Origin of the sequence: Povalibacter sp. (genome assembly GCF_036735925.1) — a bacterium.
Classification (GTDB): Bacteria; Pseudomonadota; Gammaproteobacteria; order Steroidobacterales; family Steroidobacteraceae; genus Steroidobacter.
In genome coordinates this window covers 4,370-17,669 of the sequence record NZ_DAINNK010000089.1, presented here as the reverse complement: position 1 = coordinate 17,669, position 13,300 = coordinate 4,370, and the positions used below count along the sequence as shown (strand labels likewise).

Here is a 13,300-nt window from a genome sequence, read left to right as displayed (position 1 = left end):
AGGCCGGCTGAAGCCGGCCCCACAGCAAGAGCGAGAGAAGCCTTACTTCCGGGCTTGTCGTCGCTTCAACTGCGCCGACGCAGCGCATCAGCAAAGGACCGTCATGGGGGAACATGCGGCATTGATGGCCCAGGCCCGGGCCGACACCGGACTGGAGGATTTCGGCAGCGACTCCTTCCTGGAAGGGCTCGAGATTCTCGTGCGCTCGATCCGCGACGAAGCGCGGCTCAATGCGGCAGGTGAGGCCTACATGCGCCAGCGCATCGTCGGCCATCTCAAGCAGCGCCTGCAGATCGAAGACTGGTATCGCCGGCATCCCGAGATCGACGCAGTCGAAATCAGGTCACCACTCATTGGCCTGGGATTGCCGCGCACCGGCTCGACGGCGCTCTCCTGCCTGCTGGCCGAAGATCCGCACGCGCGTTCACTGCGGCGCTTCGAAGCCACCGAACCCTGCCCGCCGCCGGGAACGGTCGATGGCCCCGACCCGCGCATCGAGCGCGACCGGGAACGCAATCGCGGTCACAGATCGCACACGCCGACCAGCGCGACGATGCCGCAGGAATGCCAGGATCTGATGGCGCTCGATTTCAAGGCTCAGATCTTTCTCGCCTTCGCGCAGGTGCCGAGCTATGCAAAGTGGCTGATGCAGGCGGACCTGACCTCGACCTACTTCTATGAACGTCGCGCGCTGAAGCTGCTGCAGTGGCGCATGCCTGCGAAACCCTGGCGGCTCAAGGCGCCGACCCACATCCTGTATCTGACGCATCTGACGCAGGCCTTTCCCGATGCGCGCTTCGTCATGACGCATCGCGACCCGGCCGAAGTCATGCTCTCGGTGGCCGCCGTGTATGCCGACATCGCCTCGCGCTTCACCGATCATCTCGATCGCCCCTACCACGGCGCGCTGAACGTCGAGCAGTGGTCGATCGGCATGCAACGCGCGCTGGCGTTCCGCGATGCTGGCAACGACTCGCGTTTCTACGACATCGACTTCCGCGCCATGCATCGCGATCCGGTCGGTGAGGTGCGCGGGCTGTACGCCTGGCTCGGCGAAACCGTCAGCGAGGAATTCGAAACCCGCATGACGGCCTGGTGGCAACAGAACGCCGAGACGCGCGAACCGAGCGTGCCCGCCGATCCGCAGGACTTCGGGCTGCAGCTCGATGCGATCCGCCCGCTGTTTGCCGACTACACCGCACGCATTCCCGCGTGGACACGACGTTCCGGAATTACTCATGGCCATTGATCTCACCGGCGGCCTGCCGGCCTCGCGCGAGTACGTCTTCGCCGAACGCCCGGAGAATCCGGAGATGCGCGATGCCGTGAACATGTGGATCTCCGACGATCGCGGCGTCATCGGCATTCCGCGCTTCGCCGTCGAAGCACTCGCCTCCAGATGGGAGGCGCACGATCTCTCCGTCAACATCGCCTTCCCGAACGGCCGTGTGCTGAGCGTACGCGGCAGCGGCCCGACGCATCCGCAGCTCGACGTGAGCGGCAAACCGACCATCTTCGGCGCAGGGCCGCTGCAGTATCGCTGCGTCGAACCGTTCAAGACCTGGGTCACGATCTTCAAGGGCACCGCGGCCGAGATGACGACGGCCGACCAGATCGACGGCGCATTGCCGGGCATCGGTCCGCCAGTCGACGTGGAGTTCGAAATCGAAACGACCATGGCGGTGCCGCCGTTCATCCAGGGCCAGATGTCGATGGACGCTGCCGCGAAACTTTCCGGCGGCGCCGAGAAACAGTTCATGGGCGGCGATCGTTACGAACAATTGTTCCGCGCCCGCGGCAGGCTGCGCATCGGCAACGAGGTGCATCGCTTCACGGGCAGCGGCCTGCGCATCCGCCGTCAGGGCGTGCGCAGGATCGAAGGTTTCTGGGGTCATTGCTGGCAGTCCGCGCTGTTTCCGGGCGGTCGCGGGTTCGGATACATCGCGTATCCGCCCCGTCCCGACGGTTCGCCCTCGTACAACGAGGGCTTTGTTTTCGAAGGCGACGGCGAGCTGATTCCCGCGCGGGTCGTGCACGCGCCGTGGCTGCGCAAACTGGAGAAGGATCAGGATGTCACCCTCGTGCTCGAAACCCCGAAGGGCCAGGTGACCATCGAAGGCGAAACCATCCTCGGCACGTTCGCGATGGGCCGGCCGGAGATGCCGCCGGATTTTCCCGTGCTGCAGCAGGCCGGCGCGCGTTATCGCTGGAATGGCGAAGAGACTTGCGGAATGATCGAACGCTCCTCGCCCAAAGGCAGAATCACGCGCTGAAGCCATGCGTCCCGACATGCAATTGACGGATCAGGTCGCGATCGTCACGGGCGGCGGCGGCGGCATCGGCCGCGCCATCGCTCTCGCACTCGCTGCGGTCGGCGCGTGGACGCTGACGGGCGATCTGTGACGGTGTGCCTCTGCCTGTAGGTCAGGCTTCAGCCTGACTCTGAAGAAGGCCGGCTAAAGCCGGCCCCACAGGGAGAACCCGACCCGGAACCTGAACATGGAAATCAACGTCACCCTGCCCTTCGATCACATCCAGCATCCGCAGGAATTCCTGACGCCGGACGCCGTCACCGAGATCGGCGCGGCCATCGAACGCACCGGCTTCGCCGGCTGCAATGTCACCGATCATCCCTGCCCTTCCGGCAGATGGCTCGATGCCGGCGGCCATCACGCGCAGGATCCCTTCGTGATGCTGTCGTTCGTCGCCGCGGCGACGCGCACCGTGCGACTGCAGACCGGCATCCTGGTATTGCCGTATCGCAATCCATTCATCACGGCGCGCGCTGTCGCGACGCTCGACGTGTTCTCCGGCGGGCGGGTGGCGCTCGGCATCGGCGCCGGCTACATGAAGGGCGAATACTTCGCGCTCGGCGTGGATTTCGAACGGCGCAACGATCTGGTCGACGAATACCTCGCAGCACTGAAGGCCGCGTGGACCAATGACGAGTTTTCATTCAAGGGCACCGGCTACGAGGCGCGCGGCGCCCGCATCCTGCCGCGACCGGTGCAGAAGCCGCATCCGCCGCTGCTGATCGGCGGCAATTCGCCGCGCGCGATCCGTCGCGCCGTGGAAATGGGCGATGCCTGGTATCCCTTCTTCACCCAGCCCGGCGTTTCCAGCACATCGCGGACCGCCGAAATCACGGGTCCGGACGATCTCGCCGTGGCCATTCGTTACCTGCATGAGCACTGCGAGAAGATCGGCCGACAGCGCCCGCCGGAAATCCGACTTGGCAGCCTCAGTTCGATCGGTAAGGATTTCAATGCCGAGGCCGTGCTGGAAAAGATCGACCGGCTGAAGACACTCGGCGTCGTCGGTGCGGCGGTGCACATGCTTGCGACAACGCGCGCCGAATGGTGCGAATATGCACAGCGCTTCAGCGAGGAAGTACTCGCCCGGCTGCCCCGGAACTGACATTCGACCGATGAAACATGCGCCCCTGAAACTCGGCTACAAGGCTTCCGCAGAACAGTTCGGACCCACCGAACTGCTGGAGTACGGCGTGCTGGCCGAATCGCTCGGCCTGGATTCGGTCTGGACCAGCGATCACTTCCAGCCCTGGCGACACACCGGCGGCCACGCGCCGTTCTCGCTCGCCTGGCTCGGCGCACTCGGCGCACGCACCTCGCGCGTGCTGATCGGCACCAGCGTGCTGACGCCGACTTTCCGCTACCACCCGTCCGTCGTCGCGCACGCCTTCGGCACGCTGGGGTCGTTGTTTCCCGGACGCGTGATCCTCGGCATCGGCACCGGAGAATCCCTGAACGAAGTCCCGGCGAGCGGCATGGTGTGGCCCGAACAGAAAGAGCGCACGGCGCGATTCAAGGAAGCAGTCGATCTCATTCGCCGCCTCTGGACCGAGGAGCGCCTGAGCTACGAGGGCACCTACTACCGCACCGAGAAAGCGACCATCTACGACCGGCCTGCGCTGCCCGTGCCGATCTACATCGCCGGCGCCGGTCCCGTCATGGCGAAGTTCGCCGGCGAGAAAGGCGAAGGCTTCATCTGCACCAGCGGCAAGCAGTGGGAGCTGTACACCGACACGCTGCTGCCGAATCTCGATGCGGGCATCGCCAAGGCAGGCAAGCGGCCGGGGGACGTCGACCGCATGATCGAGATCAAGCTGTCGTTCGACACCGATCGCGAGCGCGCGCTGCAGGACACGCGCTACTGGGGCGCGCTGGCGCTGAAGCCCGAAGAGAAAGTGAACGTCGAAGATCCGATCGAAATGGAAAAGCTCGCCGATGCGCTGCCCGTCGAGCGTGCTGCGTCGCGCTGGATCGTGAGCAGCGATGCGGACGAAGCGGTCGCCGCCATCGCGCGTTACATCGACCTCGGCTTCAATCATCTGGTCTTTCATGCGCCGGGACCGGACCAGGCGCGGTTCCTCGAGCTGTTCAGCGAACGCATCGCGCCGAAGCTGCGCGCCGCTCATGGCTGACGTCTCCGCGAGTCAGCACGGCGGCACCTGGGCGCTGGTACCGCTCAAGTCGAGCGAACAGGCGAAGTCGCGTCTCGCCTCCGCGCTCGATGCACAGCAGCGTTCTCGCCTGTTCTTTGCGATGGCCGGCCACGTGATCCGCACGTTGCGCGCCTGCGACGAGATTCAGGGTGTGGCGGTGGCGACATCGAGCCAGCAGGTCGCCGCATTCGCAGCAGCGGCCGGCGCGCTGACGGTCATGCAGCCCGCGGATCTCGGCATGTCGTTTGCGCTGTCGTCCGCGCTCGACACGCTGCAGTCGGTCAAACCGTCGCGCGTGCTCATGCTGCCCGGCGATCTACCGCTGGCAACGGTGGCATCGCTGCAGCAGTTGCTGGCCGCGCCCCAGCCGGGGATTGCGATCGTTCCCGATCGTCAACGCATCGGCACCAATGCACTGCTGTGCTCGCCGCCGCAGATCATCGCGCCGACCTTCGGCGGTCGCAGTTTCGAACGGCATCTGCACGCCGCGACAGCAGCCGGCATGACTGCGAACATCGTGGAACTGCCGGAACTGGCGCTCGACGTGGATGAGCCCGAGGATCTGGCGCTGTTGCAGCAGCATCCGGCGGCGACAGCGCTGCAGGCACTGTCACACAGCGATCCGGACTTCGCGCCTGCGAGATAACCGATGACGTCCCCGCTTCATTCGTGGCTCGACCAGCGACCGACCGCCGAACAGGCGTACGCGCTGCTGGACCACACCGACTGGCGCGCGCTCGCGCCGCTGGCCGGCGAACTGCGCGAGCGTGGCTGGGGCACGCGCATCAGTTACTCGCGCAAGGTGTTCGTGCCGCTGACGCAGCTATGTCGCGACGTATGCCACTACTGCACCTTTGCGCAGACGCCGCGGCATCTCGACAAACCCTATCTCGAACCCGACGACGTGCTGCGCATCGCACGCGACGGCGCGGCGCTCGGCTGCAAGGAAGTGCTGTTCACGCTGGGCGATCGTCCCGAAGCGCGTTATGCACGCGCCCGCGAAGCGCTGGCGACTCTCGGCTTTGCGACGACACTCGACTACCTCGAACACATCGCCGGCCGCGTGGTTCGCGAAACCGGCCTGCTGCCGCATCTGAATCCGGGGCTGATGAATGCGGACGATCTCGCGCGGCTGCGCAAGGTCGCGCCGTCGATGGGCATCATGCTCGAATCGTCCTCGGACCGGCTGTGCCAGCGCGGCGGTCCGCATTTCGGCTCGCCGGACAAGGTGCCGGCGCGGCGGCTCGACACCTTGCGGCTCGCCGGCGAAGCGCGCGTCCCGATGACGAGCGGCATCCTGATCGGCATCGGCGAGACGCGACGGGAACGCCTCGACTCGCTGCTCGCGCTGCGCGACCTGTCGGATCGCTACGGCCACCTGCAGGAAATCATCGTCCAGAACTTCCGCGCCAAGCCGGGCACGAAGATGCACGCCGCGCCGGAGCCGTCGATGGACGAGCTGTGCTGGACGATCGCCGCGGCGCGCCTGATTTTCGGCGCGCACATGAGCATCCAGGCGCCGCCGAATCTGTACGGCGGCGATCTGCCGGAACTCATCGCCGCCGGCATCAACGACTGGGGCGGCGTCTCGCCGCTCACGCCGGATCACGTGAATCCCGAAGCGCCGTGGCCGCATCTCGACCGGCTGGCGCAGGACACGGCGCGCGCAGGGTGCGATCTGGTCGAACGGCTCACCGTGTATCCCGCGCATGTCCGCTCGCGCAATGAATGGATCGCGCCTGAACTGCATGCGTCCGTGCTGCGCCTGTCCGACGGCGCAGGCTGGGCTCGCGTGGGCCGCTGGACGGCGGGCTCGACCGAACCGGCCGATGCCGACGACACGCGCGATGTCCCGCTCGCCGCACTGCCGCGCCGTTCGACGCTATCCGCGTTGATCGAACGCGCAGCGGACGGGCTGGCTGAACGCGAGATCGCAGAACTCTTCACCGCACGCGGCGCGGACTTCGTGCACCTGTGTCGCGCCGCCGATGAGCTGCGCCAGCAAACTGTCGGCAACACGGTGAGCTACGCCGTCGTGCGCAACATCAACTACACCAACATCTGTCTCTACAAGTGCAGCTTCTGCGCCTTCTCCAAGGGCAAGACGCACGATCATCTGCGCGGCGCGCCGTACCTGGTGGATCTCAACGAGATCCGTCGCCGCGTCGGCGAGGCGTGGGAGCGCGGCGGCACCGAAGTGTGCATGCAGGGCGGCATCCATCCGTCTTTCACCGGCGAGACTTATCTCGACATCGCGCGCGCCGCGAAGCAGGCGCAGCCGCGCATCCACGTGCACGCGTTCTCGCCGCTCGAAGTCGCGCATGGCGCGCGCACGCTCGGCATCTCTATCGATGAATTCCTGGTCGAACTGAAGCGTGCCGGCGTCGATTCGCTGCCGGGCACGGCGGCGGAAATTCTCGACGACGACATCCGTCGCGAACTCGCGCCCGACAAGCTCGATACGCAGGAATGGCTCGACGTCGTCGCCCGCGCGCATCGCGCCGGCATCGCGACGACCTCCACCATCATGTACGGCAGCATCGAGGGCTACGAGCACTGGGCGCGGCACCTGCTGCGCCTGCGCGAACTGCAGCAGGACACCGGCGGCCTCACCGAATTCGTGCCGCTGCCGTTCGTGCACATGGAAGCGCCGATGTATCTGCGCGGCCGCGCCCGTCGCGGCCCGACGCTGCGCGAAGCGATCCTGATGCACGCGGTCGCACGCCTCGTGCTGCATCCCTTCGTTCGCAACATCCAGGCGTCGTGGGTGAAGCTCGGCCCGCAATGGGCGCAACGCTGCCTGACGTCCGGCGCGAACGATCTGGGCGGCACGCTCATGAACGAATCCATCAGCCGCGCCGCCGGCGCGGTGCATGGCGAGGAATTCCCGCCGCAAAAAATGCAGGAACTCATCGCCGCGCTGGATCGTCCGTGGCGCCAGCGCACGACGCTGTATCGCGATGTCGATGCAGACCGGATCGCTCACGCCGCCACTGCGGCACCGCTGGCACCGACCCGCAATGCGCCGCTGGCGCGACGCACAGCCAGCGCGACTGCGTGAGCGGCACGCTTTCTTTCATCCCGGTGCCGGGATTGCCGGAAGTACGACCCGGCGATGATCTCGCCGATCTGCTCGACCGCGCGCTTGCTTCTGCGGGACTGCACCTGCAGGACGGCGATGTGCTCGTCGTCGCGCAGAAGATCGTGTCGAAGGCGGAGAACCGCTACGTCGAACTGGCGAGCGTGACACCGGGCGCCGAAGCGCTGGCGCTGGCACAACGCTGCTTCAAGGATCCGCGCCTGGTCGAACTCGTGTTGCGCGAATCGACGGAAGTGGTTCGCGTGGCACCGAACGTACTGATCGTGCGGCATCGGCTCGGCTTCGTGGTCGCCAATGCGGCGATCGATCAGTCCAATCTTCCCGCCGGCCCCGACCGTGCGCTGCTGTTGCCGGTCGATCCCGACGCGTCCGCGTTCTCGCTGCAACTGCGCCTGCAGGAACACCATGGCATCGGACTCGCCGTGCTGATCTCCGACAGCTTCGGCCGGCCGTGGCGCATGGGCGTCACCGGCGTTTGCGTGGGCTGCGCCGGACTGCGGGCGCTCGTCGATCTGCGCGGCACGCACGATCGCAGTGGCCGGCCGCTGCAGGTGACGCAGATTGCGATTGCGGATCAGCTCTGTGCGGCGGCGACGCTGGTGACGGGTGAAGCGGCGGAAGGGCGGCCGATGGTGATCGTGCGCGGTGTGCCGGCGGAGTACTTCAAGGATTCGACGGGGGCCGCGGCGCTGATCCGGCCGATCGAGCAAGATCTCTTTCGCTAGCCGAGCGTCTTCCCTCTCTTCCTGTGGGGCCGGCTTCAGCCGGCCTTCTGAGGAGTCAGGCTAAAGCCTGACCTACAAGCCTGACCTACAGGAAGAACAGAAAGAGTCAGACGCTGCGCCGTGCGACCTTCACGCCACCGAACATCATGTCCATCGCCAGCCCCTGCAGCATCGTCTGCGGAAACCCCGGCTCCACATGACTCACCGAGTTCAGTCGCGCGACCTGATCGTCGCTGAAGCGGATCTCCAGCGCGCCGAGATTGTCCTCGAACTGCGCCAGCGTCCGCGCGCCGAGGATCGGCGAGGTCACCGATGGATTGAGCAGCGTCCATGCCAGCGCCACCTGCGCAGGCGTGCGACTCAGTTCCTGCGCGATGGTCGAGACCACTGCGGCGATGGCAAGACTGCGTTCCGACAACCGTCCCGTCGCGACATTGATGTTCTTGCGCGAGTCCATCGTCGCACCGGGCGCAGACGGCTTCAGATCCGTCGCCTGATATTTTCCGGTAAGCACGCCGCCGCCGAGCGGCGACCACGGCATCACGCCCATGCCCATCTCGAGCGCCATCGGCATCAACTCGCGCTCGACCGTGCGTTCGATGAGGCTGTACGGAATCTGCAGCGCCACCAGCGGACTCCAGCCGCGCAACTCCGCAATCGCCTGCATGCGCGACGCCTGCCACGCCGGCAGATCGGAGACGCCGACGTACAGCACCTTGCCGGCGCGCACGAGATCGTCGAAGGCGCGCAGGATTTCCTCCACCGGCGTACGACTGTCCCAGACGTGCAGATACAGCAGATCGATGTAGTCGGTGCCGAGGCGCTGCAGGCTGTCCTCGACCGACTGCATCATGTTCTTGCGATGATTGCCGCTGGCGTTCGGATCGCCCGGCCGCATGGTCAGGCTGTACTTGGTCGCGATGACGAAGCGGTTGCGCCTGCCGCGCACGAGTCCGGCGAGCGTGCGTTCCGAATCGCCGCTGGCGTAGAAGTTCGCGGTGTCGATGAAGTTGCCGCCGCGCTCGGCGTACAGATTGAAGATCGCTTCCGCGTCGGCGGGCGTGCTGCCCCAGCCCTGCGCGACACCGAAGGTCATGGTGCCGAGCGACAGCGGCGAAACGCGCAGGCCGGAGCGCCCGAGAAGTCGGTAGTGGTCAAGCTGCACGCTCATCGCTCCTCCGCATGTTGCCATTGCGATCCGTCAGGATGATGGTCAGTCGCGACGGATCGAGGATAGCATGCACATCCCACGCTTCACGGCAGCATCCTTGCCTGCAGATGACGATTGCCATGAGTACGAACGATCCAGGATCCGCACGCTATCTCGCCCTGTGCGGCGGCATCGGCGGCGTGAAGCTCGTCTGCGGACTGGCACAGGTGCTGCCGCCCGACGCGCTGGTCGTCGCAGTGAATGTCGGCGACGACTTCGAACATCTGGGCCTGACGATCTGTCCCGATTTCGACACCGTGCTGTACACGCTGGCCGGCGTCGTCCATCCCCAGCAGGGCTGGGGCCGCGCGGATGAGAGTCTGGGCGTCATGGAGGAGCTTCGCCGCCTGGGCGGCGACGGCTGGTTCACCCTGGGTGATCGCGACGTCGCACTGCACCTGTTGCGCCGGCAACTGCTCGATAACGGACTCACGTTGAGCCAGGCGAACGCCGACCTCGCGCGACGCCTGGGCGTGCCTCTCGCGTTGTCGCCGGTCAGCGATCAACCGGTACGAACGACGCTCGACACCGATGAAGGCCATCTCGCTTTCCAGCATTACTTCGTGCGACGTCGCTGCGAACCCGTCGTGCGCTCGATCCGCTACGAAGGCGCTGAGACCGCCACGCTCGCACCGCTCATTCGCGACACGCTGACCAGCCCGCAGCTCGCCGGCGTGATCGTCTGTCCGTCCAATCCGTATCTGAGCATCGAGCCCATGCTCGCCATTGCCGAACTGCGCGCACGCCTGCGCACGCTGCAGGCGCCGGTCATCGCCGTCTCTCCCATCGTGGCCGGCAGCGCCATCAAGGGTCCCACGGCGAAAATAATGAAGGAACTCGGCGTGCATCCTGCCGCCGATGTGATCGCGAATCTCTATGGCGACTTCCTCGATGCCGTGCTCATCGACGAAGCGGACGCGGCGCTGGCGACGAACGATCCGCGCTTCGTCGTCGCATCGACGATCATGCGCACGAGCGAGCACAAGGCGACGCTGGCGCGCGAATGCATCGCGCTGATCCAGAGATTGCAGCGATCCCGAACCGGAGAATCCCGATGATCCGGGGCTCTACGTCCCTGCATGGGGGTTTCTGTAGGTCAGGCTTCAGCCTGACTCTGAAATGAGGCCGGCTGATACTTGATTCGCGCGTTGGACCGAAGGAGAAGAAGCATGAAACATGCGACAGCGGAATCGCTGAATAGCATCGGGCCGCTTCTCGTTCGCGAAGGCGAACGCCCAACCAGTCGTTTCTGCCGAACAAACTGCTGCACGCGACGCGCGAGCGATCGCGCGAGAGCGCGTTAAGAACGAGCCCGCCGCCAATGCAAAGCCCAGTCACCTTCGAGAATGCAGTGGCATCCGACGCCGAGGATCTCGCAGCCATCCGCGTCGAGGCAATGCGGGAGAGCCTGGAGCGCATTGGAAGATTCGATCCGCAGCGAGCCAGAGAGCGTTTCCTCTCGGCCTTTTCGCCTGCCCACACGCGCCACATCCTCTTCGCCGGCAAGAAAGTCGGCTTCTTTGTCGTCAAGCCAGAAGCAGGCGGCTTGCTTCTGGACCACCTCTACATCAAACCAGGCTATCAGGGCCAAGGTGTTGGCGCTGCCGTTCTGGCAGAAGTCTTCGCCCTGGCCGATCGGGCCGCTTGCTTCGTTCGGGTGGGCGCGCTACGGGAAAGCGACTCCAATCGCTTCTATGTGCGGCACGGGTTTGTCCTGGTTGAGCAGACAGAATTCGATAACTACTACGTCCGCCATGCCATCAATGCGCTCTAACCAGCGCATCAAGTACGCAAAGACGCACTCGCGCGAGCGATGGCGTTGGACTTGAGAGAATGAGCGGAGCAGAGTCATGACCAAGGAAACGTTCGTCCAGATTGTTGTTTCGCAACTGAAAGGCTCGGCGACACGAGACGAGTTCATAGCGCCGACAGACTGCGGAATGGATGGCGAAGCATCCCGACTGCATCAGCTACGAGGTATTTGAGGGAGCGAAGGGCGCGATTGCCGATCGGATCGTGTCGTCGTCGAAGGCCGGCGCTCTGCGTGGAAACGAAGACTATGCAAACACAGAGATTGCGACAGGTATGCAGCGAATCGTCGAGCGCTACAGTAGTTTTTTCGGGACACCGGTTGCGCTTTGATGGCTCCGTGGAGTCCAACAGATTGCTGCACGCGACGCGCGAAGACGTACGCGCGTGATAGCCGGCGTTGGGTTTATGAGTAAGCATTTCCGAACATCTGCGCTCGCCGCTGTTGCCGGTTCCATTGCTCTCCTAATGTGGATGCCGTTCAGAAGTCCCTGCCTGCTGAATATGGATCGTTCGGCAAAACCAATTCAGCTAGCCGAGCCCGGAGAGAGCGTCTACGGAATGCTCGTCTGCGATGACTTCCGCCCCGTGTTCTGGCATTGGACGGCAGTGGTTGTCTTCATCGCTCTGGTCTCGCTTGTTGGTTATGTGGCAGGCCGTGCCGCATCGGGCGCGGTTGCGGCAGCTTCGTCTCTCACGCTGGCAATTCTTGCGGGACACACCGTGTACCCATGGTTCGAGGCTTATTGGATCACGGCAGTCGAATCATTATTTGCAATTGCTGTCGCGGGCGTCCTCGGCGCTGGCGGTGGTTGGCTTGCGAGCAAGAAGGCCCAACGATGCGTTCAAGAGGCGACGCGCAAACGCGCGCGTGATGACCTACGTGGCCGACGTTAGGGTGCAAGAAGAGTGGCAGCAGTAGTTCTCCTGCCGGGAATGGACGGATCCGGCTTGCTCTTCGATGAGTTCGTTTCGGAGCTGCGATGCAGATCGGTCGTTGTCTCCTATCCGACGGATCAGCCATTGGGGTATGAAGAGCTGGAGCAACATGTGCGCTCACTCCTTCCCGGCGATGAACCGTTCGTCTTGTTGGCGGAATCCTTCTCCGGCCCACTGGCCATCGCATTGGCGGCGAGTCCTCCGCCACAACTCAAGGCGGTCGTCCTGGTCTGCACCTTCGCGAGGTTGCCCGTTCCGTCATTTGCGTTGCAGTGGACCAGGCCCATCAGCCTGTTGCCGCTTTGGCGTGCTCCGATGCTCCTGACTTCCCGAGTCTTGTTTGGTCGCTTTCGTTCCGCCGCCAAAGACGTGCTGCTTCGCCATGCCATCGACAGCGTGGCACCGAAGGTGTGGAGAGCAAGACTCAAGGCTGTTCTGTCTGCAGACAAGACATCCTCTCTATGTCGCATCCACGTCCCGCTGTTGTACCTCCGTGCTTGTCAAGACAGGGTGGTCTTTCCCGCTGCATCGGCGGTAATCTCAGCGCATGTACCAGGGAGCAAGGTGGATTCAATTGACGGACCTCATTTCTTGCTGCAAACAAAACCACAAGAGTCTGCGGCGGCGATCAGGGCATTTGCCGTGGAACACGGCCTTGCGCTCTAGCAAACGGCAGGTTTAAAGAAGTGCATGTCTCTCGCCAACAGCGCCGAGCCGTGGCAAGGTCAAGAGCAAAGCACACGGTTTCACAGTCGAACGCGAGGTCGCGTGCATCGCGTCGCATTGCTCTCAAGACAAAGTGGAGGGAGCGCCATTCTCAGCGCTTCACTGCACTGCAGAAGCTGGCGTTGATTGTTGAGCTCATCTTCGTAGCTTCCGGCGGTCCGCTTGTGGATGCTTTCTACAAGGGAGGTTGGTTCTTCGACAAGGTAAGTCCTCGTAAAGAAAGCAATGAAACCTAACCGCATCAAGTTCGCGCGTACTGCGCGCCCGACTCCACCAAGTGCGATGCACTCTGTTCGCGGCATATTGGCGGCGTTGGCCGAGAAGGA

General features: G+C 64.4%; 13 protein-coding genes. 12 read left to right on the top strand and 1 reads right to left on the bottom strand.

Annotated elements, in window-relative coordinates; all coding sequences use genetic code 11:
- Positions 1-103 precede the first annotated feature (103 nt).
- From V7D81_RS20050 to cofE, 7 genes are all read left to right on the top strand, one after another.
- The gene (locus V7D81_RS20050; protein WP_324319615.1) at positions 104-1,249 is read left to right on the top strand and encodes a sulfotransferase family protein; all 1,146 of its coding nucleotides are present in this window, start codon (positions 104-106) and stop codon (positions 1,247-1,249) included.
- Positions 1,239-2,273, top strand: a complete 1,035-nt coding sequence (locus V7D81_RS20045) for a hypothetical protein (RefSeq protein ID WP_324319613.1) — start codon at positions 1,239-1,241, stop codon at positions 2,271-2,273. The genes V7D81_RS20050 and V7D81_RS20045 overlap by 11 nt, the downstream gene beginning before the upstream one ends.
- A 226-nt stretch (positions 2,274-2,499) precedes the next feature.
- Positions 2,500-3,417, top strand: a complete 918-nt coding sequence (locus V7D81_RS20040) for an LLM class F420-dependent oxidoreductase (protein ID WP_324319612.1) — start codon at positions 2,500-2,502, stop codon at positions 3,415-3,417.
- Positions 3,418-3,427: 10 nt separating this feature from the next.
- Positions 3,428-4,444, top strand: coding sequence for a glucose-6-phosphate dehydrogenase (coenzyme-F420) (fgd, locus tag V7D81_RS20035; protein ID WP_324319610.1), 1,017 nt, complete (start codon positions 3,428-3,430; stop codon positions 4,442-4,444).
- On the top strand, positions 4,437-5,111 hold the full coding sequence (gene cofC, locus V7D81_RS20030; RefSeq protein WP_324319608.1) for a 2-phospho-L-lactate guanylyltransferase: 675 nt from the start codon (positions 4,437-4,439) through the stop codon (positions 5,109-5,111). Before fgd ends, cofC begins: the two co-directional genes overlap by 8 nt.
- A gap of 3 nt (positions 5,112-5,114) precedes the next feature.
- On the top strand, positions 5,115-7,526 hold the full coding sequence (gene cofH, locus V7D81_RS20025) for a 5-amino-6-(D-ribitylamino)uracil--L-tyrosine 4-hydroxyphenyl transferase CofH (RefSeq protein ID WP_324319606.1): 2,412 nt from the start codon (positions 5,115-5,117) through the stop codon (positions 7,524-7,526).
- Entirely contained in the window at positions 7,523-8,290 is a 768-nt protein-coding gene (gene cofE / locus V7D81_RS20020; protein ID WP_324319604.1) for a coenzyme F420-0:L-glutamate ligase, read from the top strand. The genes cofH and cofE overlap by 4 nt, the downstream gene beginning before the upstream one ends.
- Positions 8,291-8,396: 106 nt before the next feature.
- Here cofE and V7D81_RS20015 read toward each other — a convergent pair whose 3' ends face one another.
- Complete coding sequence (locus V7D81_RS20015; protein ID WP_324319602.1) at positions 8,397-9,461, bottom strand: aldo/keto reductase; 1,065 nt, start codon at positions 9,459-9,461, stop codon at positions 8,397-8,399.
- Between the two features lie 119 nt (positions 9,462-9,580).
- Between V7D81_RS20015 and cofD the strand changes: the two genes are divergently transcribed.
- From cofD to V7D81_RS19990, 5 genes are all read left to right on the top strand, one after another.
- On the top strand, positions 9,581-10,558 hold the full coding sequence (gene cofD, locus V7D81_RS20010; RefSeq protein ID WP_324319600.1) for a 2-phospho-L-lactate transferase: 978 nt from the start codon (positions 9,581-9,583) through the stop codon (positions 10,556-10,558).
- A 263-nt stretch (positions 10,559-10,821) separates the two neighbouring features.
- Positions 10,822-11,274 (top strand): GNAT family N-acetyltransferase, encoded by a 453-nt coding sequence (locus V7D81_RS20005; protein ID WP_324319598.1) that lies wholly within the window; start codon positions 10,822-10,824, stop codon positions 11,272-11,274.
- A 170-nt stretch (positions 11,275-11,444) separates the two neighbouring features.
- Complete coding sequence (locus V7D81_RS20000; protein ID WP_324319596.1) at positions 11,445-11,642, top strand: hypothetical protein; 198 nt, start codon at positions 11,445-11,447, stop codon at positions 11,640-11,642.
- A gap of 75 nt (positions 11,643-11,717) precedes the next feature.
- Positions 11,718-12,206, top strand: a complete 489-nt coding sequence (locus tag V7D81_RS19995) for a hypothetical protein (RefSeq protein ID WP_324319594.1) — start codon at positions 11,718-11,720, stop codon at positions 12,204-12,206.
- Positions 12,207-12,218: 12 nt separating this feature from the next.
- The gene (locus tag V7D81_RS19990) at positions 12,219-12,914 is read left to right on the top strand and encodes an alpha/beta fold hydrolase (RefSeq protein WP_324319592.1); all 696 of its coding nucleotides are present in this window, start codon (positions 12,219-12,221) and stop codon (positions 12,912-12,914) included.
- Positions 12,915-13,300: the final 386 nt, after the last annotated feature.

Coding starts and splice junctions, on each gene's coding strand:
- V7D81_RS20040 (WP_324319612.1), top strand. CDS start 2,500: ATGGAAATCAACGTCACCCTGCCCTTCGATCACATCCAGCATCCGCAG.
- V7D81_RS19995 (WP_324319594.1), top strand. CDS start 11,718: ATGAGTAAGCATTTCCGAACATCTGCGCTCGCCGCTGTTGCCGGTTCC.
- fgd (WP_324319610.1), top strand. CDS start 3,428: ATGAAACATGCGCCCCTGAAACTCGGCTACAAGGCTTCCGCAGAACAG.
- V7D81_RS20015 (WP_324319602.1), bottom strand. CDS start 9,461: ATGAGCGTGCAGCTTGACCACTACCGACTTCTCGGGCGCTCCGGCCTG.
- cofH (WP_324319606.1), top strand. CDS start 5,115: ATGACGTCCCCGCTTCATTCGTGGCTCGACCAGCGACCGACCGCCGAA.
- cofD (WP_324319600.1), top strand. CDS start 9,581: ATGAGTACGAACGATCCAGGATCCGCACGCTATCTCGCCCTGTGCGGC.
- V7D81_RS20005 (WP_324319598.1), top strand. CDS start 10,822: ATGCAAAGCCCAGTCACCTTCGAGAATGCAGTGGCATCCGACGCCGAG.
- V7D81_RS20000 (WP_324319596.1), top strand. CDS start 11,445: ATGGCGAAGCATCCCGACTGCATCAGCTACGAGGTATTTGAGGGAGCG.
- V7D81_RS20045 (WP_324319613.1), top strand. CDS start 1,239: ATGGCCATTGATCTCACCGGCGGCCTGCCGGCCTCGCGCGAGTACGTC.
- cofC (WP_324319608.1), top strand. CDS start 4,437: ATGGCTGACGTCTCCGCGAGTCAGCACGGCGGCACCTGGGCGCTGGTA.
- V7D81_RS20050 (WP_324319615.1), top strand. CDS start 104: ATGGGGGAACATGCGGCATTGATGGCCCAGGCCCGGGCCGACACCGGA.